The organism is Pseudofrankia coriaricola, assembly GCF_032027725.1.
In the GTDB taxonomy this organism is placed as follows: domain Bacteria; phylum Actinomycetota; class Actinomycetes; order Frankiales; family Frankiaceae; genus Pseudofrankia.
This window is the reverse complement of the sequence record NZ_JASNFO010000072.1, coordinates 40,815-61,770: the sequence shown is the minus strand read 5'-3', so window position 1 is coordinate 61,770 and position 20,956 is coordinate 40,815. Positions and strand designations below refer to the sequence as shown.

Genomic DNA, 20,956 nt, shown 5'->3' with positions numbered 1-20,956 from the left:
GCCGTGCCCAAGCAGGACTCGACGTCCAACCAAGACCAGGCAGCCGAAGGCGAGCCAGGCGGGAGACTCCCGTCAGCGAGCATCGACGAGCCGGCGGCGCAGGCGGAAACGCCGAGCGACAGCGGTGGCGCCGGTGATGCGCCGACGGCGCCCAGCAGGGCGGCGCACCCCGCCCTGGAAGGCACGGGCGAGCCCGCTCAGCCGCCGACCGCGCCGCACGACACGAGGGGCCCGCGGTCACGCCGCGCCGGGCTGGCAATCCGCCTCGGCCCGCACGGCGCTCGGCCGGCCGGCCCGCCGCGGGCGGGCGCGGCGCCCGAGGCCGACGAGATTCCCTGGGCGGACGAGGTGGCGGCGGCGGTAGCCGCGGTCGGCCTCGCGCCGCCGCCCACCGACGAGCGGACGGACGCCGACGAGCAGCAAGAGACCGTGGCACCCGAGGACGACCCCGCGACCGAAGGCGTCACCGCGTCAGCTGGCGCCGACGAGCCCGCGGCTGTCGTGGACCGGGCCGGCGTCTCCGGGCCGGAAGCCCTCGCCGACGCGGAAGACGACGCGGCGGTGGGAGCCGACGCGGCGGCCGGAGGCGACGCGGCCACCGAAGACGACATGACCACCGCGGACGACCCGGCTACGGAGGACGAGACGGCCACGGAGGATGACACCGAGCCGGAGGACTTCGCCGCGTCGTTCTTCTGGCGCTCGGCGGTCCACGACGGGCCGGCGACCCCGTGGCGCTCCCTGTTCAGCTGACGGGACGGGCCACCAGGGTGGGGACGGACAGCGCTCACGTGTTCATCACCGGGAACGACGCCCGGAACGACACCAGTAAGGACGGGGAGAGGGCCATGGGTAGCGCGGCGCGGGTCGTCGTGCCGGACGCCGGGGGTGCCGCCGAGGCGGGGCGGTCCCAGCTGGTCAGCCTGGCGCTGCCGGACCGGGCCGGGCTGCTGCTGCGGCGTGCCCCCGGGACCGCGGCGCCGGAGCACGCCGGCCGTCTGGTGGAACGGCGGTCCCGGGCGGTCGTCGGGGACGTGCGGGCCGACCTGCACTTCGTCGAGCTGCAGCGGGGGGAGCTCGTCCGGGTGGCGCTCAGCATGGCGAGGCTCGCGCACGTCCGGACCGTCGTCGTGTGCCCGGCGGGGGTCTCGCCAGGGCGGACGGCGCTGGCGCTCGCGGTCGCGGGCATGCTGCGGCAGCGGCGGATGAGCCCGGCGCCAGTCGTGACATGTGCCGTGTGCCCGCCCCTCGGGGACGGCAAGACGGCCATCCCGCACGAGGTCCGCGTCGCGGCCGCCGGCCAGGTGCAGGAGCGCCTCGTCTGGGAGATCGTCACCTGGGACGACGTCCCGGCCTGGCTCGCGGGCCTGGGCACGAGCCAGCGCGCGCCAGGCCAGCCAGCCGGGAGCGGCCGTGACGGCCGTCCCTGAGCTCGGCCGGCCCGGCTCGCCTCCGCCGAGCTGCTCACGGCGGCGCCGAGCTGTTCGCGGCGGAGTTTCGCGCCTGTCCCGTTTTGCGGGCCCCCACGACGTTCGTGAAAGAATCAGCAGGTCAATGGGTCGAGGGCCTGCGCCCTGACCGGTTGGCGCGACAGGAACGCCGAGGGAGACACCATCGGCGACGGGGCGGCGCGGCCAGGCGGGCGGCCCGCGGCGAAAGGCGGGCGAGCTCGTGGACACCGCACTCGACGCCGCGGACCAGCCGCGCACGCAGGCGGCTCTCGCCGGAGTCCAGCTGCTCGCCGCCGGGTACCTCGGGCTCAGCGTGGTGGCGCTGCTCGGGGCCCTCGCGCTGCGCGGCCACGCACCGATGGTCTACGCCGCGGCCGGCGGCCGCGTGCTGTCCGGCGTCGTCGTGGTCATCCTCTCCCAACGCGCCGCCCACGGGATCCGCCGGGCGTTCCAGCGGCTGCGGATCGTGTCCGCCATCGTCACGGTCACGGTCGTACCCGTTCTCGTGATGCCCGGCCTGCCGGGCTGGCTGAAGCTCGAGCACGCCGCCTGCGGCCTGCTCATGCTGACGGTCGTCCGCATCGTCAACGGCCGCCGGTCGGGGTCGGCCTTCGCCACCGCCGTGCCCGACCGGGCCGACAGCGCGCGCCAGCCCGGCCGGCACCGCCAGCCCCGCCAGCTCCGCGTTCACCACGAGTCGCGGCGGCCCTGACCGGGCGGAACGGCCGCGGCGAGGACCCATCGGACGATCCTCAGCTCCCGCTGGCCGCCAGAAGGCGGAACGTCCAGCCGTCCGGTCGGCCGAGGCGCCTCCACCGATCAGTGGAGGCGCCTCGGCCCAGCCTGCCTCAGGAACCGACCGACTCGTCCGCGAGATCGGCGACGAGCTGGGCCACCTGGTTGCGCAGGAGCTTGCCCGTAGGGGTGTACGGGAGCTCGTCGACGAAGACCACCTCGTCGGGGGTGCGGGAGCCGCGCAGGCGGGCGCGGACGTAGTCACGCAGCTCGTCGGCGGTCGCCGTCTCGTCGGGCAGGGCGACGACAGCGGCGACGATCCGCTGCCCCCACGTGTCGTCGGGCGCGCCGAACACGGCGACGTCGCGCAGCTTCGGGTGGCGGCCGAGGACGTCCTCGATCTCGGCCGGGGCGATGTTCTCGCCGCCGCGGATGATCGTGTCATCGCTGCGGCCCGTGATGAAGACGTAGCCGTCAGCGTCGAGGTAGGCGCCGTCCTTGGTCGGGAACCAGCCCTCCTCGTCCAGCACCGAGCCCAGGCCCTCGTACTCGCCGGAGACCTGCTCCCCGCGCACCCACAGCAGACCGGGCTGGCCGACGCCGGCCGGGTTGCCGGCCTCGTCACGGATCTGGAACTCGACGCCCGGCACCGGCCGGCCGGCCGAGCCGAGGCGGGCACGCACCGCGGCGTCGTCTGCGGCGAAGGCGTCGCGGTGGTCGTCGGGGCCGAGCACGGCGATCGTCGAGCTGGTCTCGGTCAGGCCGTAGGCATTGACGAAGCCGGTGTCCGGGAAGGCGGCCAGCGCGGCCTCGAGCACCTGGCCGGGCATGCGGGCGCCGCCGTAGGCGAGCGAGCGCAGGTGCGGGGCCTCCGCGGGCTTGCCGCCGAGCACCTCGACGACGCGCACCAGCATCGTCGGCACCAGCATGACGTTGGTGATCCGCTCGGCGCGGACCGTGTCGAGCCAGGCCTGGGCCTCGAAGTTCGGCAGGTAGCAGATCCGCCGGCCGGAGTAGAAGTTCGTCAGCACCGTGCCGACGCCGGCGACGTGGTACGGCGGGACGCTCACCAGGATCGCGTCGTCCTCGTCGGCCGAGGCGAACTCGACCGTCTGCAGGACGTAGGAGATCAGGTTCGAGTGCCGCAGGATGACCCGCTTGGGCGCGGACGTGGTGCCGCTGGTGAAGAGCAGGACGCCGGTGGCGTCCGGGTCGACGTCCGGCGGGTCGAGGTCGGCGAACGGGTCCGCGCCGGGCGCCGGGGTGGCGGAGGCGGCGAACCACTCCTCGGTGGTGACGATGCCCGCGACGCCCTGGACGCCGTCGACGGCGCCGCGGTAGGCCTCGTCCGCGATGACCAGGACGGCGCCGAGCTGGGCGATCTGGCCACGCAGCTGCTCGGCGGACAGGCGGTAGTTCAGCGGCGCGATCGGCACCCCGGCGGACGCGGCGGCGAACAGGACGACGGGGAAGGCCGGCCCGTTGACACCGATGAACGCGACCCGCTCGGCCCCGGACGCCTTGATCGCGGCGGCGCCGGCGGCGACCCGGGCGCCGACCTCCTCATATGACAACCCGCCGCCGGAGCGCGAGCCCAGGGCGATTCGCTCGCCATAGGCGCCGCGGGCCATGTCCAGCAGCATCGCGATCGTCATCCGCACTCCCGCTCGTCAAGGGCCACAGACAGGCCGAGCGGCTCCCCGGCGGCGCGCCCGCGGCGCGACGCGGAAAGCCTGCTCAGCCCCGGGTATCGGTGCCTAGACGCTTGCACCCCGTGGTCAGGGCGCGCAACCGTTCGCAGCGATCGTCACAGGCATTCCAGCGCGATCGTCACAAGTCTTCCAGCAGGTGCCGCGGGCCGCCGGACGGAACAGATCGCCATTCTACGATATGCGCCACCCGACGCCCCCAGAGACGCATGGGCAGCGGCCACCCGGAGACCAACAACCGCGGGACCGATCCGCTCGACTGGCCAGCCGGACGCAAGGAGAGATGGCGCCACCCGGGACCCGCGGAACGGACCGGCCGCGGCCGGCACGCGCGCCAGCGGCCAACCCCCTGATAAGAATCAAGTTCTAGGCGGGCGAAACCCTGACCACCGCGGCCTGTCGGGACGTGGATGGTCGGGCGACGTCCGGTTGATTGCCGTTCTCTTAAGTGAGAATGTGGTTCTGGCTTCGGTCTGGTGGCCTCCCTGGTGCCCAGGCCGCCGGCCGTGCCGCGGCCAGTCATAGCCTTGGCCGCTGTCGCCGCCACCGTCGCCGTCCGCGGCAACGGCAACGGCAACGAGGCCAGGACGCCACGAACCAGCGACGCCCACGAACCAGCGACGCCACACCAGCGCGTCAGCGCCCGCGAAGGAGCAGCACATGTCCGTCGACGTCGAACGGCGTGGCCCGGTCACCATCGTCACGATCAACCGGCCGAGCGCCGGCAACTCGCTCGACGGCGCCACCATGACCGGGATCGGCTACGCCTTCGAGGAGGCGGCGAAGGACAACGAGGTCCGCGCCGTCGTCCTCACGGCCGCCGGCGAGAAGATCTTCTGTGCCGGCATGGACCTCAAGGCCTTCGTCACCCCGGGCGCGATGGAGGTGCAGGGCCCCGGCCTGGGCATCTTCATGCGGCAGGCGTACCCCAAGCCGATCATCGCGGCGGTCAACGGCGCCGCCGTCGGCGGCGGCTTCGAGCTGGCGCTGTTCTGCGACCTCATCGTCGCCGCCCAGACCGCCAAGTTCGGCCTGCCCGAGGTCTCCCGCGGCCTGGTCGCGGCCGGCGGCGGCACCCGCCTGCCGACCCGGATCCCGCTCGCCTTCGCGCTTGAGCTCGGCCTCACCGGCAAGCCCGTCATGGCCGCACGGCTCTACGAGGTGGGCCTGGTCAACCGGGTCGTCCCGGCCGCCGACGTGCTGACGACCGCGCTCGAGCTCGCGGACGCGATCGCGGACAACGGCCCGCTGGCCGTCCAGTGCACCAAGGCCCTGATGCACGGCGAGGTGCCGGCGGCCGACTGGGACGGCATCGGCAAGGCCGTCGCCCCGGTCTTCGCCAGCGAGGACGCCAAGGAGGGCGCGACCGCGTTCGCCCAGAAGCGCAAGCCGAACTGGGTCGGCCGCTGACCAGGCACTGATGGTGGCGAGCCGGGCCCGTGTACCGGGCCCGGCTCGCGCCAGCGCCCGCCGGCACCCCGCCATACTGGCCCGGTGGAACCCATCGCGCCGTCCGGGCGGCAGCTGGAGCTCAGCCATGCCGACAGCACCGTCACGATCGTCGAGGTCGGCGGCGGGCTGCGCGACTACCAGGTCGGCGGCGTCCGGGTGCTCGACGGCTACCCCGTCGACGCCATGGCGCCGCACAGCAGCGGCCAGCTGCTCGCGCCCTGGCCGAACCGGATCGCCGGCGGCCGCTACCCGTGGGGCGGGAAGACCCAGCAGCTGCCGATCAGCGAGGTCAAGACCGGCAACGCGAGCCACGGCCTCGCCCGCTGGTCGGCCTGGGATCTGGAGCGGACCGGCCCCGCCGCGGCCACCGCGTCGTTCGTGGTCCGCGCCCAGTCCGGCTACCCGTTCACCGTCGCCGTCACCGCCGCCTACGCGCTCGGCGACGACGGTCTGACGGTCACCATGACGGCGACCAACCTGTCGGCGGCCCCCGCCCCGGTCGGCATGGGCGCCCATCCGTATCTGCTGGTTCCCGGGCCGGGCGGCGCGCCGGTGCGCGCCGACGACGTCACGCTCACCCTGCCGACGGAGCGGGTGCTGCTCGTCGACGACCGGATGATCCCGGCCGGGACCCAGGACGTCGCGGGCGGGCCGTTCGACTTCCGCGCCGCGCGCGCGGTCGGGCCGCTGGCCATCGATCACTGCTTCGCCGGGCCACGCCGCGACCCTGACGGCCGCGCTCGCGTCGTCCTCGCCGCGCCGGCCGGCGGCGGGTCCGTCACCGTCTGGATGGACGAGGCCTGGGACTACATCCAGGTGTTCACGGGCGACACGCTCAGCGTGGACGAGCGGCGCCGCAGCATCGCCGTCGAGCCGCAGACCTGCCCCGCCGACGCCTTCAACTCCGGCGAGGGGCTGCGCGTCCTGGAACCCGGGGAGAGCTTCGGCGGCTCCTGGGGCATCTCCCCCGTCCTGTGACACCGCCGGGGCAATAGCCGCGGTATCCCACGCCAGCCCCGGTTCGCTCCGTGCTACGCCGACTGGCCACGCGGGACTCGTCCAGGTCGCGCCGGGTCGAGGCGGATGTGGGTCAGAAGTCGCTGCCGCCGTCGACGTTGATGTCGGCGCCGGTCATGTAGGAGTTGGTCCGGGAACTGACGAAGGCGATGACCGGGCCGATCTCCGCCGGGTCGCCCGCACGCGGCAGGAACGCCGGATGCGCGAAGTCCTCCTTGATGACGCGCATCGCGTCGGCGAGGCTGTCCGGATCGATCCCGCGGCTGGCGGGCAGCGCCCGCAGGTAGCCCTTCATGCCCTCGGACAGGAACGAGCCGGGCGAGACCGTGTTGACGAGGATGCCGTCGGGCGCGAGCGACTGTGCCAGGTTCTTGCTGACGCTGGTCAGCGCCGCCTTGGCCGCGGTGTAGGCCACCAGGCCGGGCGACTGCCGGCGGGTCGAGTGCGCCGACACGTTGACGATCCGAGCCCAGGCGGCGGCGCGCAGCAGCGGCAGCGCGGCACGCACCGTCCGCACGGCCGACAGCGTGCCGATGTCGAACGTCGCGACCCACTCCGCGTCGTCGGAACCCTCGAACCCCTTGACCCCCACCTCGACCGGCCCGGCCGCGTTGACGAGCACGTTCAGCTCACCCCAGCGGCCGCCGACCTCCTCGAAGGCCGCGGCCACCGACGCGGCGGCGGTCAGGTCGGTGACTGTCCCGAACGCCTCGGCCGCGCCGAGCGCGAGCGCGCGCTCGACGGTCTCGTCGAGCGCCGCCTTGCCGCGGGCGAGGACGGCGACGCGCGCGCCCTCGCGGGCGAAGCTCTCGACGGCGGCCCGGCCCATCCCCTTCGAGCCTCCGCTGACGACGACGGCCGCGCCGCCTAATCCAAGGTCCACCGGATCTCCTTCCCGCGCGCCGCCGCGCGGCGCGGTCGAGTCTCGCGACAGGTTCCTCGGCCGAGCCCCAGCCTGCTGTGAGGCGGCCGCGCCGAGCTCCGGGACGGGGCCCCGCTCAGTTGATTTTCTCGAAGATGGCGGCGATGCCCTGGCCGCCGCCGATGCACAGGGTCTCCAGGCCGTAGCGGGCGTCGCGGCGGTGCATCTCGTGCAACAGGGTGGCGAGGATCCGCCCGCCGGTCGCGGCCACCGGGTGGCCGAGCGAGATACCGGAGCCGTTGACGTTGATCCGCTCCCAGTCGGCCTCGGTCACGCCCCACTCCCGGGTGCAGGCCAGCACCTGCGCGGCGAACGCCTCGTTGACCTCGATGAGGTCCAGGTCCGAGAACTTCAGCCCGGCGCGGTCCAGTGCCTTCGCGGTCGCCGGCACCGGGCCGATGCCCATCGTGCGCGGCGGCACCCCGGCGACCGCCCAGGACACCAGCCGCGCGAGCGGACGCAGCCCGAGGCGCTCGGCCTGTTCGGGATGGGTGACGATGCACGCCGACGCGCCGTCGTTCTGACCGCTGGCGTTGCCGGCGGTGACAGTGGCCTCCGGGTCGGCCTTGCCCATGATCGGCCGCAGCTTGGCCAGGGTTTCCAGCGAGCTGTCCGGCCGCGGGTGCTCGTCGGTGGTGACGACGACGCTTTCCCGCTTGCGCGGGACGGTGAGCGGGATGATCTCGTCGTCGAACCTGCCGGACCGCTGGGCGGCGACGGCGCGCTGGTGCGAGCGCAGTGCCAGCTCGTCCTGTTCCGCCCGGGGGATCGAGTACTCCTTGCGCAGGTTCTCCGCCGTCTCGATCATCCCGCCCGGGACGGGGAAGTTCCGGCCGCCCGCGGTGACCCGCCCGCGCGCGAGCGCGTCGTGGAAGGTCAGCCCGCCGCCGCGCACGCCCCAGCGGCTCTCATGGGAGAAGAACGGCGCGTTGCTCATGCTCTCCGCGCCGCCGGCGATGATCAGGTCACTGACGCCGGTCTGCACCTGCATCGCCGCGGTGACCAGGGTCTGCACCCCGGAGCCGCAGCGGCGGTCGACCTGCAGGCCGGGAACCTCGACCCCAAGCCCCGCGTCCAGCGCCACGACCCGGCCCAGCGCCGGCGCGTCCATGCTCGGATAGCAGCACCCGAACAGCACGTCGTCGACGTCCGCCGCCGCAAGCCCCGTCCGCTCCACCAGACCACGCACGACGGCGGCGCCGAGCTCGTGGACGGCCAACGGCCGGAGCGAACCCCCGTAGCCACCCACCGGGGTCCGCACCGGGCTGCAGATCACCGCGTCACGCATTCATCCTCCACCGACAGTCCCGCGGTCGGCGGTCAGCCGACTCCTGGTCGGTCACACCGTGACGCGCCGGCGCACCGCGCCGCAACAGGTCTCCCATCCCGACGACACCGGAAGACAGATCATCGGGGTCGCCCCCGACCGGCGTTCGGCGGCGACCCCGACGGGCCCACCATACGCAGGTTATATACATTATTCAACTAACACGCTTGGCGCGGAGGCCTCCGGGACGGTCCTGGCACCGTGGCGAAGGCCGTCAGGATCGCCGCGCGGATAGCGGATGGCTGTTCGGCCCAGGGGGCGTGCCCGGCGGCGCTGAACACGATCCGGTTTCCGGCGGGCAGGGCCACGAACAGGGAGTCGGTCGCCTGCCAGGGGCGCGGGTCGTCCGAGCCGAGCAGCATGGTCACCGGTCGGCGCAGGTCGGCGGCAAGGGTGAGGAGATCCACCGTGTCGCGATCCGCCCAGAGCTGCCGATAGGCCGCGGTGTTCACCCCGACGTGCGGGGGGCGGGTAGCCCACAGCGCGGCGGCGTGCTCGATCGCCGCGGGACCAGGCGAGAAATCAGGCCGCCACTGCAGCAGGCACCACTCCCGCTCCTCGGCTGGGTTGCGTTGGCGACTGCCAAGCTCCATCCACCGAGGCAGGTCCGCGCCCAGGCGGCGCTCCCGCTCGGAGACGTATCCATCCCGAAATCCATCGCCCGCACCGACCCCGGCGACGTAGACGACGCCGGTGACCCGATCGGGAAAATGCGCGGCGTAGCGCAGGGCGAGCTCGGCGCCCCAGGAGTGCCCGACCACGCCCCAATGGTCCACTCCTAGCGCGGCCCGCAGCTGCTCCAGATCGTTCACAGCCTGCTCGATGGTGAACCGCCCACCGCCGCGGTCGGTGGACCGTCCGCAGCCGCGCTGATCGAACCGGATCACCGTGAACACGTCATCCAGCAGCGCGGCAAGGGGCGCGAGGTAATCCCACAGTCCTGGCCCACCATGGCACAGCAGAAGAGGTGGTCCATCACCACTGACCGCGGTCCACAACAGCGTGCCGTCCGACAGCTCGACCACAACAAGATCCTAGTGTCTGTGTCCGAGCCGGCGGGGCGTGGAAGGCGTTCGCGAAGATGAACGCCGCCTCTCGGAACAGGATGGCGCCGCGCCCGCGCGAGGCGGCCGCAAGCCGGCCTGACGTCGACACGACGGCGCGCCAGGGGCCGGATCTCGGCCGTCTGACGCACGGCGCCGGACCTGCGACCAGCGCGGCCTGCCGGAGCGGGTCAGCCGGGTGGTTCTGGCTGGCCGGGTGCTGATCCGCTGGCGGGCGGGCCGGTGCCGCCGGCTGCCGGGGCGCTGTGATCGTACTCGTCGTCTCCGTGGTCCTCTCGAAGGAGGGCGTCATCGAAGAGGGCGTCGGAGCGATCGCCGGGCCAGGCCGCCTCGGGGCAGACGGACACCTCGGCGGCGAGGCAGTCATCGACGGGCAGCCGGATCGGCTCGCCGTCGTGTCGAGCGTCGTCCACGTGGACCGGAGGTTCCCAGATTCCGCGGTAAAGATGGTCGAAACTGCGGTGTAGCGGATTTCGGCGGGGCTTGCGCTGAGGATCAACGGAGTAGGGCGGGACGAAGTAGGGATGGCCGTCCGGGCCCATCATGACGGCCCATTCTCCTCGATGCACAACCCGGTGGTGAAAACCGCACAGTAGGACGGTGTTGGAAAGATCCGTCCTTCCGCCGCACATCCACGGAATGATGTGATGGGCGTCGGCGAACGCGGTTGTGCGCGTGCAGTTGGGAAAGGCACAGCCGCCGTCCCGGACGGCCAGGGCACGGCGTAGCCAGGGCGGGACGATCCGGCGGGTCCGGCCGAGTTCCAGCGGCATTCCCTCCTGGGACAGGAGGATATGGGTGACGTCGGCGTCGCAGCAGATCCTTTCCAGGACGGCGCGGGAAAGCGGCAGGCCGTGGCCGGTGGTGGCCGGGAGGGCGCCGTCCTGGCCGAGCAGCCCGTTCAGGGTGGTGGTGACGGCGACGTGTGGCCGGGTGCCCCGAGCAAGCGGCAGGGCGCCACTGGCCAGGACCCGTTCGGTGATCTCGATCAGAGCATCGGCACGTCGCTGGGCGACCGTGCGGTGGTCCTCGGGGTTCTCGCCGAGCGGCTTGGGCTTGGACAGTGGCTCCAGCGCGGCGCGCAACGCCGCGGCACCCTCAGCATCCAGTGTCCCGTGCAGACGGGTCGTGCCGTCGGGCTGGTCGGTCAGGTGCAGCTCACGGCGCCGCGCCTGGTCACCGGTGTCGCCAGGGTCCGAGCCGGGCGGGTGCAGCTGGTCACGCAGCCGATCGCGGATCGTACGACCGAGCGCCGCCAGATCACCGGCATCCAGGACCTCCGCCTGGGCGAGCAGGAACTCCTCCGCCCAGTCCCGCTGCTCCCCCGGCGTGTCCGACGGCAGCGCCCGCAGCGCGCCGACGATGACGGCGGCCTGGTCCTGACTGATCGCGGCCCGGGTGAGAGCCTGGCCGGTGCGGAGGTAGGCCGCGTCGAGGTCGCGGGCCAGGTCCACGGTTCGGCGGGCGTCAGCGGGGCGCGCCTTCAGCTGCGAGCGCACAAGCTCGACGGTCGAGGGCAGGTCCTCCTCCCCGAACACTCCCCGTAGGTCCCGCCCACCCAGGTCCCGCACAACCGCGAACAGCACCCCGGCCAGCAGCCTCCGCCCCTGTTCCACCCCGTCGAGGAACTCCAGCACCTCCAGCTCCGACAGCGCCCACAGGTTCACCCCGGCCAGCGCCTTCAAACCACCGACCACCGCGTCCAGCTGAGCCAGCGCGTGATGCCGCCCGCCAGAACCAATCCCATTCCCGCCAACGAAAAAGCCGCCGCCGAAATCCGGCGTCGCACCGTTTTCGCACCCGTTTCCTGCCACACCGCCGCCGACGGTCGGCGAGTCGGGATGGATTCCAGAATTTAGGCCGGCCGGTACCTGCGCCGACCGGTCTTCCGGTTCCTCGGAGACGGGCAGCTCGAGCATGCCTCCACGGAACCACATATTCGAACACCTGTCCAGCTCTCGCCATTTCGGCGAGCGCCACTGGCGGCATTTAGAAACCCGAAGGTAGATTCCTGGAGATCTAAGCCGGGAATGCCAAAGAATCAGCGGTCGATGCCATCGCCAAAGGTATCCCGAGGTCAAAGGCGCGCATCTGCCATCTGCGTGGCGATCGATGGCCTACTGCCCCGCGCCGAGGTCTCGGGCTCGGAAGCCGGACTACAGCATCGGCAACAAGCCCTCCGCGCAGCGTCGCCGCTAGGCAGATGACGACGTGGCGGTGGCCAGCGCGGTCACGACCGCGCCATGGAACTTCTCGACGGCCGTGACGACCGACGTGATGAAGGTGTCCTTGCCGCGGCCCCGTTTCGACCCGAGCGGCCAGCTCGCCGAGACCACGAATCGACGGATCTCATCCGGCGGGGCCATGAGCAGCACCGTAGGCCGGCGGCGGATCGTGGACAGCGTCTCGGCGCGGGTGCTGGTCTCGGCCCCGCTCGGGGCAGCGGCGTACACGGCCTCGGCCCGTAGGCGGCCGGAGGCACCGTCGAGCCGGCCCAGCAACCAGTCGACGGCCGCACCCGGAGGCCGCCTTGGCGTCGGTTCGACCGGGAAGGAGCAGGTCACTTTGCTGGTGCGCAGGTTCGCTGTCAGGGTCAACGGCCCGGTGACCCCGGTCAGGGACAGCGACGCCGTGAGGCTACCCAGTCGGCACAGCTCATCGCCGAGGTACTCACGGCGCCGGAGGCGGTCCGTGCCGGCATGCACCAGCGGGACCACCGCCCGTCCCGCCAGACCGCCGAGGTGCAGGCACAGGTAGCTGGTCAGCTGGTCGAAACGCTCGAGGACGTTGGGCAGATCCTTGTCCGTCGCGCGCAGCGTGCCCTGCAGGACGCCGTCACGTATCCGCACCCAATGACGCCCCATGTCCTCGAAGATCTGCGCGCCGGAACGGGGATGCTCGAGGTACCGCAGCAGTTCCCGCAGGATGTAGGCCTGGGAGTTATCTGCGACGCCGTGCTGGGCGAGCAGCTGGCAGTGGTAGCGGATCTCTGCCCAGGAGAGATGGGAGAGGCCAACGTCGTCCGGTGCCGCGAGACTCTGCTCGAGCGGGTGGCCTTCGCCGACCGAAGTGATCTGGTTGGAGATCGTCAGCAGTCCGTCGAACCCCTCGTCGCGGGCGATCCGCAGGTAGGCCGTGAGCTGGCGGTCATTGAGGAGGTTCTTGCCGGTCTTGACTTCGACCAGGCCGGTCCATGGTCGCTGGCCCGGCCGGTCAACCTGGATGACTCCGTCAGGACGGTACGCACTGCCGTTGAGAGCGAAGGACACCTCGGTGAAGGTCGTCAGGCGGCCGCCGCGTGGCGCTCGCATCCGGTCGCGGAAGATGTCGCCCAGTTCATCGACGCCCGCCAGCACAGCCAACAGCGCGGAGGTCGCCCGGCGCTCCTGCTCCTGGGCACCGCCGATGCCAGCCACCGGGAACAGCCGGGCCTGCTGCCACCCGCGCGCCACGCCGGCCAGTGGGGCGGGCGTGGACGGCGTGGCGAGGATGGAATCCGCACCAGGGATCTTGCGGATGTCGATCTGCTCGGTGGGCGGGTCGATGACGAGGTCGTCACCGTCACCCTCAGAGTCGCCGGCCTCGCCGGACATGAAACCGGGAGTCGCGACGTCGGCGCCGGTGGCGGCGTCGAGGCCATAGTCGGCGATGAGCGCATCGATCCCGCCGTCATAGCCCTGCCCCACGGCCCGGAACTTCCACTTTCCGTCCCGCCGGTAGATCTCCCCGAACACAAAAGCGCGCTCGGTTGTCGCGTCCGGGATGTCGAAACGCAGCAGCTCGGTGGAGTCGGAGCTGCGCATCAGTCGTAATCGCAGAAACGCCAACTGACCGAAGACGCCGCCCGTCGCCGGGTCCATGCTCGCGGCGAGCACGACCTTCTCGATGCTGTCCGCCAGGTCGTCCACATCGACTTCAATGACGTCGGCGAAGCCGGTGAACCGTTCGGAGGTGAAGGACACCTTGCCGCGCAGCCGGACCGCACCGTCACCGCCCGCCTTCTGGTTGTAGAAGACGAGGTCGTCGTTGGACCGGGCCTGGCCGTCGTCGCCGACGAGCACGGCGCTCACATCGGCGTCGAGTCGACGGCCCAGTTCGACGCCCCATTCGAGCATCACCGAAACGGACCCGAGCTCGTCGGCGAGCGCGCTAAGGGTGAAGTTTCCCCCCCTTGCGCAATGCCGCGACGTTGGCAGCGCACATAGCGCGTCATGGTAGGGCAGCCAGCACCGCTTGGAGCCACCGGGCCACGATCGTGAGGACGGGGACCTGCGATCGCATGTCATGCAGCTGCGTCGGGCCGATGTGAAGTTTCAATGGCCATCGTGACGGCTGCGGCCCGCACCCGGGCGATATTGGCGTGCGGGCCGCATTCGCGTCGTTGGCCTACCTGTGACCGAGTCGCCGGTGCGCGAAGTCGGCCGGGACGGGGGTCAGACGGGTAGCAGGGTGTGCCCCGGCGAGGTGGGGTTGAGGCCGGCTGCGAAGCGTTCGGCGCGTTCGCGCAGGGTGTCGGCGGCGCCGTCGCGGCCGAGCATGATGACGTACTCGCCCGCGAGAATGCCGCGCAGCACGTCGGCGGCGACCTCGTCCAGCGGCTGCAGCGGCAGCTCGTGCCCCGCCTTCGCCGCCGCCTCGGTGAGCGACTCGATCGTCAGCGCCGGGGTTGCCCGCGGCGCCTCCCTGGCGAGCTCCGCCGGCCGGTTGCGGTCCGAGGTCCACAGGCCGGTGGCGAGCAGCCCCTTGCCGGCCGGCAGGAACAGCGACACCCCGATCGGGTGCCCCTGCTCGGTGAGCTGCGCGCCGAGGCACTCGGTCAGCGTCGCCACCGCAGCCTTGCTCGCCGCGTACACCGAGGCACCCGGCATCGGCGCGACCGCGCCGTCTCCGGACGAGGTGTTCACGACGTGCCCCGGCTCGCCGGAGGCGATCATGCGCGGCAGAAACGCCCGCACCCCGTTGGCGACGCCGTAGACGTTCACTCCGAACGTCCAGCGCCAGTCGTTCGGTGTGGTCTCCCATGCCTTGGCCGACGGCGGCCCGACCCCGGCGTTGTTGACCAGCACATGGGTGCGCCCGTGGCGGCGGAACACGTCGTCGGCCAGTGCCTCGACCGACGCCGGGTCGGAGACGTCGGTGACGACGCCGCTGACCTCCGCGCCGGTAGCGGCGGACAGCTCCGCGGCGGTGGCGTCCAGCGCGCCCTTCTCGATGTCGGCGAGCACCACGACGGCGCCGGCCCGGCCGAACGCCTCGCCCAGGGCGCGGCCGATGCCGGCCGCCCCGCCGGTGATGACGACGACCTTGCCGGCGAAGTCCGTGAGGGTGGCGCTCATGCCGTCCCGCTTTCCTCGCCCGAGCCGCTCGCCGAGCCGTGGATCTCCTCCGGGTCGGGGCCGATCCGGTCCACGACCGGGGCCAGCGCCGCGAGGTCGAACCCGTACAGGTCGACGGCGTTGAGGCCCAGGATGCGCCGTGCCTCCGCCTCGGGGACGTCGCCGAACCGCTCTCGCAGCCACTCCCGGGTGTGCGGCCAGGTGCCCTCCGGGTGCGGGTAGTCGTGGCCCCACATCAGCCGGTCGACGCCGACGTCGTGCCGCCGCGCGACCTCGACCTCGCCCATCACCGAGCTCGCGAGCCAGATGTTGCGCCGGTAGTAGTCCGACGGCTTCATCGTCATCCCGTCCCGGAACGTCGACGGCCCGTACTTGCGAGTGGGGTGGTCGCCCTCCCACTTCGAGTCCATCCGGGTGAGGACGTCCGGCACCCACCAGGCACCGTTCTCCGCGATCGCGTACCGCAGCGTGGGGTGGCGCTCGAAGACGCCGCCGAGCAGCAGCGCCCAGAACGGCCGGGCGGCCCACCAGTAGGCCTCCATGGCGTAGATCGCGAGCAGGCCCGGCCCCCAGGTGTAGTCGGTCGGGCCGACGCCGGAGTGGGTGTGCACCACCACGCCCGCGTCCGCGCACGCCGCCCACAGCGGGTCGTAGACCGGGTCGTTGTAGGCCGGGTAACTGCCCCACTTGGCCGGGATCATGATGCCGCCGCGCAGGCCGTGCTCGGCCGTCCACTCGACCAGCCCGACCGCCGCGGCGACGTCGTGAAGCGCCGGCACGATCGCGACGCCGTAGCGGCGGTGCGGGTCGTGCTGGCAGAACTCGGCCAGCCACCGGTTGTGCGCCCAGGCGCCGGCCATGACCAGCTCCGGGTCGCAGTCGCCCGACAGGCCGAGCCCCGAGCCGAACGGCGACGCCGAGACGCCGCCGACGCCGGCCGCGTCCGCGTCCGGGAAGACGACCTCGGCGGCCACACCCTCGCCGTCGAGCTCCTTGGTACGCACCACCGGGTCCCAGGACCCGGCCATGCCGCCGTGGCCGCCGATCTCGGAGTCCCACTCGGCGAGGAACCTGCGGTGCTCGTCCTGGTTGATCAGCTGGGACTGCGTGACGTCGTTCGCGAGGGACTCGTCGAACGCCGCCCGGTACTTCGGGTCGATGTACTCGCGGTACCGCTCGGGCGGCAGGCCCGCGTGGGTGTCGGTGGAGATCAGCAGGTACTTCTCACTCATGGCCGGTGCACTCCCGCCGTCAGTGGTCGTAGCGGCTGTGGGCGAACGGCTCGAAGGCGACCGGGTCGACCGGGCCGACGACGCTGGTCCTGGCCTTCGACGACCGGGTCGTCCACGTGATCGAGACGGTCTCGAGCATGGGCAGGTCGACGATCGGGGCCGTCGGCTCGTCGCGCAGCACGAGCTTGCCCTCGACCTTCTCGACGGTGACCGGAGTGCGGACCTGGTCGTAGCGGACGAGCAGCGGGTCGCCGTCGAAGCCGGTGCCGGACACAGCGGGCATGAACTTGTACCACCACTGCGACGACGGGTAGGGCTCCGGCACCGGCAGGGCACCGGTGACGTCACCGACGATCTCCACGAATGTGACGCCGTTGCGGGTGATCCGGCCCTCGACGTGGTCGCCAGAGCGGGTGAGCTCGATGTCGGCGAGCTTCTTCGGCTCGCCGTTGCGCTCCCGGCTGATCGCGAGCGCGCTTTCGAGGTCGATCGGGATGAGCAGCGGGTACTCCCCCGTCACACCGTCGTACACCGCGTCGACGGCGAGGAAGCCGACCATCTCCTTGTACCGGTGGGCGCCGAACATCAGGTCGATGTCGCTGACCCGGACGTGGACGCGGGGCTCGGCCGGCGGGGTCAGCGGCGGCGGCAGGAGGGCGGCCAGCACGTCCGGGTCGGTCAGGTAGACGACCTCCAGGGACGGGATCGGCGGCAGGCCGGCTCCCAGGTCCTGCTGCTCGCCATCGGATAACTTCTTGACCTCATGTACCCACCGGTTGGCCATGGGATCTCCTTCACAGACGTAGATCTGGCGGTGGTTGGTTCTCGGGTGACGTCTCGGGGGATGGCCCGCGCACCGGGGCGGCGCTCAGGCTCCGGGGCCGGTACTCAGGCGTCGGGGTAGGAGTAGAACTGCTCGCACCAGCGGCGGTGCTCGGTGACGCCCTTCTCGGAAGGCCGCAGGACCGGCGGGTCCTTGTAGATCTTGTTCTCCCAGATTGGGAAGTCCTGGCTGACGCCGGCGACGAAGCTGTCGGCCGCGGCCTCGGCGGTGCCATCGCCGAGCGAACGCGGCGAGGTGAAGATCCACCGGCAGTGGACGTGCTCCTCGTCGATCGGCGTCGTGGAGCTCAGGAACGTGGTGTAATCGCGCACCCGCAGCACGCCGAGGCCCAGGCCGAAGCCCTCCCGGACGAAGGCGCCGTCGAGGGCGACGGTGCGCTTGTGGTGCCCGTCGGTGTGGAACTCCTCCTCCGGGACCGCCTCGGTGCCGTGCACGAACTTGAAGTGCGGGGTGTCGACGTTGTTCTCCGCCATCTCCTGGCAGCAGCTGGCGACCTCGAAGTCGCGGACGACGATGGGTGACCAGTCGTCGTCGTGGAACTCGGGCACCTCGGGCACGTCGTAGAAGGGCTCCTTGCCCTCCAGGTGGTGCCAGGCCCAGATCATGTGGTTGCGCTCGAGCGTCGGGTAGGTGCGGGCGGTGGCCGTCTTCGGGATGTGGTCGACGTCGTCGTAGGGCACCTCGACGCAGGTGCCGCTCTGGCCGTCGAACCGCCAGCCGTGGAACGGGCACTGCAGGGTGCCGCCGACGACCCGGCCGCCGGCACCCAGGTGGGCGCCCAGGTGGGGGCAGTAGGCGTCCAGCAGGTGCGGGGTGCCGTCGGCGCCCCGGAAGAGCACCAGGTCGCGGCCGAAGTAGTACAGCGGCTTGACCTGGCCGGGCGCGAGCTCGTCGGCGGTGGCGACGATGAACCAGCCGTTCGGGATCGGGAAGGGGAAACGCGGCCGCCGCTCGCGGCGGACCCGGTAGCGCATCGAGAGGTCGGTGACGGTGTCCGGACACTGCGGCATCGGGAGGCCGACCAGCTCCGTGAGGGGCCCAGTAACGGTCGGGACCTCGACACCCTGGTAGAGGCTGTCCGCGGGAGGCTGCGCAGGCTGTCCCAAGGGTTCCGCCCGTGTCGCCTGCTGGGATAAGCGAGCCTCGCTCGAGATCGTCATGTGCTGCCTCCGAAGCAGTGGACGCAGAGTGGATAAGATATACGATCAGGCCTCGCGGCCTGGGCTGGCGTCGAGCGTCCAACCGACCGCCGCGATCACTGAACCATCATTCAACAACGTTGTTCGCTGATTCACAAGACCCGTCCACCCGACGACGAGAAGCGGGAGAGCCACGTGACCGACGGCGTCTGGGGTAGCGCTCCCCGGCACACCACGACCGCGCTGCTGCTGGCACGCACCGAGAAGGACCCGGACTCGGAGTACCTCGACGTGAACGGCGCCAAGTTCAGCGCGGCCGGCGTCGCCCAGACGGCCGCGGCTCTCGGTGCCGCGCTGGTGCGCGAGCTCGGCGTCCAGCCGGGCGACCGGGTCGCGAGCCTGCTCGAGAACTCGCCGGAGGCGATGCTCGTCTGGTGGTCCACCCAGTGGGCCGGCGGCATCGCGGTACCGATCAACACCGCCTACAAGGGCGAGTACCTGCGCCACCAGCTGCGCGACTCGGGCGCGACCGTGCTCGTCGTCGCCGCCGACCTGGCCGACCGGGCGCGGGCCGTCACCGGCGACCTCGAGGCGCTGCGCCACGTCGTCGTGACCGGGCCAGAGCCGGTCGACTTCCCGGGCACCACATCCCACCGCTGGGACGACCTGGCGAACGCGAGCCCGCTCGCCGCCCCGGTTGAGCGCCGGCCGTCGGACCTCGCGACGTTCATCTACACCGGCGGCACGACCGGTCCGTCGAAGGGCTGCATGCTCAGCCACAACTACCACGAGGCGCTGGCCACCCAGATCGGCGTCACCTGGGGGCGGACCGCTGACGACGTGCTGTGGACGCCGCTGCCGCTGTTCCACTACAACGCGCTGACCACCGCCGTGATCGGCGCGCTGGTCTTCGGCGGGCGCTCCGCGATCTACCGGAAGTTCTCGGTCTCGAACTTCTGGCCGGAGATGAACCGCGCCGGCGCGACCCTGACCTCGACGCTCGGCACGATGGCCTACCTGCTGGCCCACGACGTCGACCGGCCGGAGATGCCGAAGTCCGGCGCGCCCGAGGCGAACACGTCGCTGCGGATGATGGGCGCCGCCCCGCTGCCGCCCGAGGTCGACGACATCCTGCGCGGCCGGTTCGGCATCGACACGTTCTCCGGCGCCTACGGCGTCACCGAGGCGAGCCTGATCTCCAGCCTGCCGCCCGGTGCGCGCAACAGGCCGCGGGCCGCCGGCATGATCAACAAGGACTACTTCGACGTCCGCGTCTTCGACGACGAGGACAACGAGCTCCCCCGCGGCACCGACGGCGAGATCGTCATCCGGCCGAAGCTCGCGCACGTCATGTTCGAGGGCTACTGGGGCCGGCCGGAGGCGACCGTCGAGACCAGCAGGAACTGGTGGTACCACACCGGCGACATCGGCCGGATCGACTCCGACGACTTCCTCTTCTTCGTCGACCGCAAGGCCGACTACCTGCGCCGACGCGGCGAGAACATCTCCAGCTTCGAGGTCGAGCGCATCCTCATGGGCCACGGCGAGCTCGCCGACGTCGCCGTGCACGCCGTCTTCAGCAAGCTCACCGAGGACGACGTGAAGGTGACGGCGACCCGCAGGGAGGGCTCGACGCTCACCGAGGAGCAGCTCTTCCGCTGGTGCGTGGACGCGCTGCCGTACTTCGCGATCCCCCGCTACATCGAGTTCCGCGACGAGCTGCCCCGCAGCCCCGTGGGCCGCGTCCTCAAGCGTGACCTGCGCGCCGAGGGCGTCACTCCCACCACCTGGGACGCCGAAGCCGCCGGTATCACCTACGAGAAGCGCTGACCCACCGCGTCGGTCGCGGTCCCCGCCTTCCCGAGATTGTTTGTGGCCGAAGGCGGTGCCCGAAACGCACCGCCGTCGGCCACGACTCAACGCCGGGTCAGTCCTCCGGGCTCCAGAGGATGTTGCGGGACTTGAGGAGGTCGACGACGAGGTCGCCGTGACCGCGCAGCATCTTGACGAACTCCACGGAGGCGCGCTGGCCGTTGCGGGCCCTTATGGCCCGGTTGACCGCGGCGATGCCGCGCTTCTGCGGCTGGATCGTGCCGGGAACGAGCGCGAAGAAGTTGCCCGGAATGACGCCCGTCATCAGCCGGCCGAACGACGACAGCCGAGGTGACTGCGCCATCGCGAAAATCTGGCGAATATAGGCCTCGTTGGCGTGCAGGACATCGTCGGGGTCCTCCGCCGCGCGCAGCGCGCGCTCGGCCGTGGACAGCGCCTCGATGCCGTCGTCGTCGCCCCGCTCGGTGGCCCGTTCGGAGGCCAGGCCGTACAGCTGGCCAAGCAGCGCGTAGTGGTCGCGCACCGAGTTCAGATCCAGGCCGTGGACGAACGCGCCGCGGTGGGGCTCGATCGAGATCCAGCCTTCGCTCTCCAGCGCGATCATCGCCTCGCGCACGGGAATGCGGCTGACACCCAGCTCCTCGGCGATCTCGTCCTGGCGGACGTGGTCGCCCTGGCGCAGGGTGCCGGCGAAGATCAAGCCCCGGATGTGGTCGGCGACCTGGCTTCCGCTGCTCCTGCGGTCGACGACGGACCGCTTGCCCGGGGCGTGGTGCCCAAGCGGGCTCACCGCGGTCGCCGTCCGGCGGTTGGGAGGTATGGCCGGCTCCTTCAGCTCAGGTCCAGGGTGCCGAGTTGCTGGCTCCTTCGACTGGGTCGAGCGAAACGCCCACCC

Annotated in this window: 17 protein-coding genes; 6 read left to right on the top strand and 11 right to left on the bottom strand. The window is 71.8% G+C overall.

Going from position 1 to position 20,956, the window contains the following annotated elements:
- Positions 1-3 precede the first annotated feature (3 nt).
- From QOZ89_RS32230 to QOZ89_RS32220, 3 genes are all read left to right on the top strand, one after another.
- Positions 4-753: a hypothetical protein gene (locus QOZ89_RS32230; RefSeq protein WP_312627422.1), complete on the top strand. Its 750-nt coding sequence runs from the start codon at positions 4-6 to the stop codon at positions 751-753.
- Between the two features lie 95 nt (positions 754-848).
- Positions 849-1,430 (top strand): hypothetical protein, encoded by a 582-nt coding sequence (locus tag QOZ89_RS32225; RefSeq protein WP_312627420.1) that lies wholly within the window; start codon positions 849-851, stop codon positions 1,428-1,430.
- Between the two features lie 241 nt (positions 1,431-1,671).
- Entirely contained in the window at positions 1,672-2,163 is a 492-nt protein-coding gene (locus QOZ89_RS32220; protein WP_071047388.1) for a hypothetical protein, read from the top strand.
- Between the two features lie 136 nt (positions 2,164-2,299).
- Here the strand turns inward: QOZ89_RS32220 and QOZ89_RS32215 are convergent, their stop codons facing one another.
- Entirely contained in the window at positions 2,300-3,841 is a 1,542-nt protein-coding gene (locus QOZ89_RS32215; RefSeq protein ID WP_071047389.1) for a class I adenylate-forming enzyme family protein, read from the bottom strand.
- Between the two features lie 714 nt (positions 3,842-4,555).
- On the opposite strand from QOZ89_RS32215, the gene QOZ89_RS32210 reads away from it, so the two are divergent.
- Together QOZ89_RS32210 and QOZ89_RS32205 are read left to right on the top strand one after the other, a co-directional pair.
- Positions 4,556-5,305 (top strand): enoyl-CoA hydratase-related protein, encoded by a 750-nt coding sequence (locus QOZ89_RS32210; protein WP_071047390.1) that lies wholly within the window; start codon positions 4,556-4,558, stop codon positions 5,303-5,305.
- 84 nt (positions 5,306-5,389) lie between these two features.
- Complete coding sequence (locus QOZ89_RS32205) at positions 5,390-6,325, top strand: aldose 1-epimerase family protein (protein ID WP_071047391.1); 936 nt, start codon at positions 5,390-5,392, stop codon at positions 6,323-6,325.
- Between the two features lie 112 nt (positions 6,326-6,437).
- Here the strand turns inward: QOZ89_RS32205 and QOZ89_RS32200 are convergent, their stop codons facing one another.
- The 9 genes from QOZ89_RS32200 to QOZ89_RS32160 all read right to left on the bottom strand — a co-directional run bounded on the left by QOZ89_RS32200 (position 6,438) and on the right by QOZ89_RS32160 (position 18,249).
- Positions 6,438-7,247: an SDR family NAD(P)-dependent oxidoreductase gene (locus tag QOZ89_RS32200; RefSeq protein WP_071047392.1), complete on the bottom strand. Its 810-nt coding sequence runs from the start codon at positions 7,245-7,247 to the stop codon at positions 6,438-6,440.
- Positions 7,248-7,362: 115 nt separating this feature from the next.
- A complete protein-coding gene (locus QOZ89_RS32195) occupies positions 7,363-8,574 on the bottom strand; it encodes an acetyl-CoA C-acetyltransferase (protein ID WP_071047393.1) in 1,212 nt (403 codons plus the stop codon).
- A gap of 197 nt (positions 8,575-8,771) precedes the next feature.
- A complete protein-coding gene (locus QOZ89_RS32190) occupies positions 8,772-9,638 on the bottom strand; it encodes an alpha/beta fold hydrolase (RefSeq protein ID WP_071047394.1) in 867 nt (288 codons plus the stop codon).
- A gap of 209 nt (positions 9,639-9,847) precedes the next feature.
- A complete protein-coding gene (locus tag QOZ89_RS32185) occupies positions 9,848-11,374 on the bottom strand; it encodes an HNH endonuclease signature motif containing protein (protein WP_312627414.1) in 1,527 nt (508 codons plus the stop codon).
- A 498-nt stretch (positions 11,375-11,872) separates the two neighbouring features.
- Positions 11,873-13,963: a TerD family protein gene (locus QOZ89_RS32180; protein WP_312627412.1), complete on the bottom strand. Its 2,091-nt coding sequence runs from the start codon at positions 13,961-13,963 to the stop codon at positions 11,873-11,875.
- A 147-nt stretch (positions 13,964-14,110) separates the two neighbouring features.
- Positions 14,111-15,013 (bottom strand): SDR family NAD(P)-dependent oxidoreductase, encoded by a 903-nt coding sequence (locus tag QOZ89_RS32175; protein ID WP_071047397.1) that lies wholly within the window; start codon positions 15,011-15,013, stop codon positions 14,111-14,113.
- Positions 15,010-16,245 carry an amidohydrolase family protein gene (locus QOZ89_RS32170; RefSeq protein WP_071047398.1) on the bottom strand — a complete coding sequence of 412 codons (1,236 nt, stop codon included), beginning with the start codon at positions 16,243-16,245 and terminating at the stop codon, positions 15,010-15,012. The genes QOZ89_RS32175 and QOZ89_RS32170 overlap by 4 nt, the downstream gene beginning before the upstream one ends.
- Before the next feature lie 19 nt (positions 16,246-16,264).
- On the bottom strand, positions 16,265-17,029 hold the full coding sequence (locus tag QOZ89_RS32165) for an acetoacetate decarboxylase family protein (RefSeq protein WP_071047399.1): 765 nt from the start codon (positions 17,027-17,029) through the stop codon (positions 16,265-16,267).
- Positions 17,030-17,133: 104 nt separating this feature from the next.
- Positions 17,134-18,249 carry a Rieske 2Fe-2S domain-containing protein gene (locus QOZ89_RS32160; RefSeq protein WP_083418258.1) on the bottom strand — a complete coding sequence of 372 codons (1,116 nt, stop codon included), beginning with the start codon at positions 18,247-18,249 and terminating at the stop codon, positions 17,134-17,136.
- A 174-nt stretch (positions 18,250-18,423) separates the two neighbouring features.
- Between QOZ89_RS32160 and QOZ89_RS32155 the strand changes: the two genes are divergently transcribed.
- The gene (locus tag QOZ89_RS32155; protein ID WP_312627408.1) at positions 18,424-20,058 is read left to right on the top strand and encodes an AMP-binding protein; all 1,635 of its coding nucleotides are present in this window, start codon (positions 18,424-18,426) and stop codon (positions 20,056-20,058) included.
- Between the two features lie 97 nt (positions 20,059-20,155).
- Here QOZ89_RS32155 and QOZ89_RS32150 read toward each other — a convergent pair whose 3' ends face one another.
- Positions 20,156-20,851 (bottom strand): GntR family transcriptional regulator, encoded by a 696-nt coding sequence (locus QOZ89_RS32150; protein ID WP_071047401.1) that lies wholly within the window; start codon positions 20,849-20,851, stop codon positions 20,156-20,158.
- Between the last annotated feature and the right edge of the window lie 105 nt (positions 20,852-20,956).

Coding starts and splice junctions, on each gene's coding strand:
- QOZ89_RS32225 (WP_312627420.1), top strand. CDS start 849: ATGGGTAGCGCGGCGCGGGTCGTCGTGCCGGACGCCGGGGGTGCCGCC.
- QOZ89_RS32170 (WP_071047398.1), bottom strand. CDS start 16,245: ATGAGTGAGAAGTACCTGCTGATCTCCACCGACACCCACGCGGGCCTG.
- QOZ89_RS32160 (WP_083418258.1), bottom strand. CDS start 18,249: ATGACGATCTCGAGCGAGGCTCGCTTATCCCAGCAGGCGACACGGGCG.
- QOZ89_RS32165 (WP_071047399.1), bottom strand. CDS start 17,029: ATGGCCAACCGGTGGGTACATGAGGTCAAGAAGTTATCCGATGGCGAG.
- QOZ89_RS32175 (WP_071047397.1), bottom strand. CDS start 15,013: ATGAGCGCCACCCTCACGGACTTCGCCGGCAAGGTCGTCGTCATCACC.
- QOZ89_RS32180 (WP_312627412.1), bottom strand. CDS start 13,963: ATGACATGCGATCGCAGGTCCCCGTCCTCACGATCGTGGCCCGGTGGC.
- QOZ89_RS32210 (WP_071047390.1), top strand. CDS start 4,556: ATGTCCGTCGACGTCGAACGGCGTGGCCCGGTCACCATCGTCACGATC.
- QOZ89_RS32215 (WP_071047389.1), bottom strand. CDS start 3,841: ATGACGATCGCGATGCTGCTGGACATGGCCCGCGGCGCCTATGGCGAG.
- QOZ89_RS32195 (WP_071047393.1), bottom strand. CDS start 8,574: ATGCGTGACGCGGTGATCTGCAGCCCGGTGCGGACCCCGGTGGGTGGC.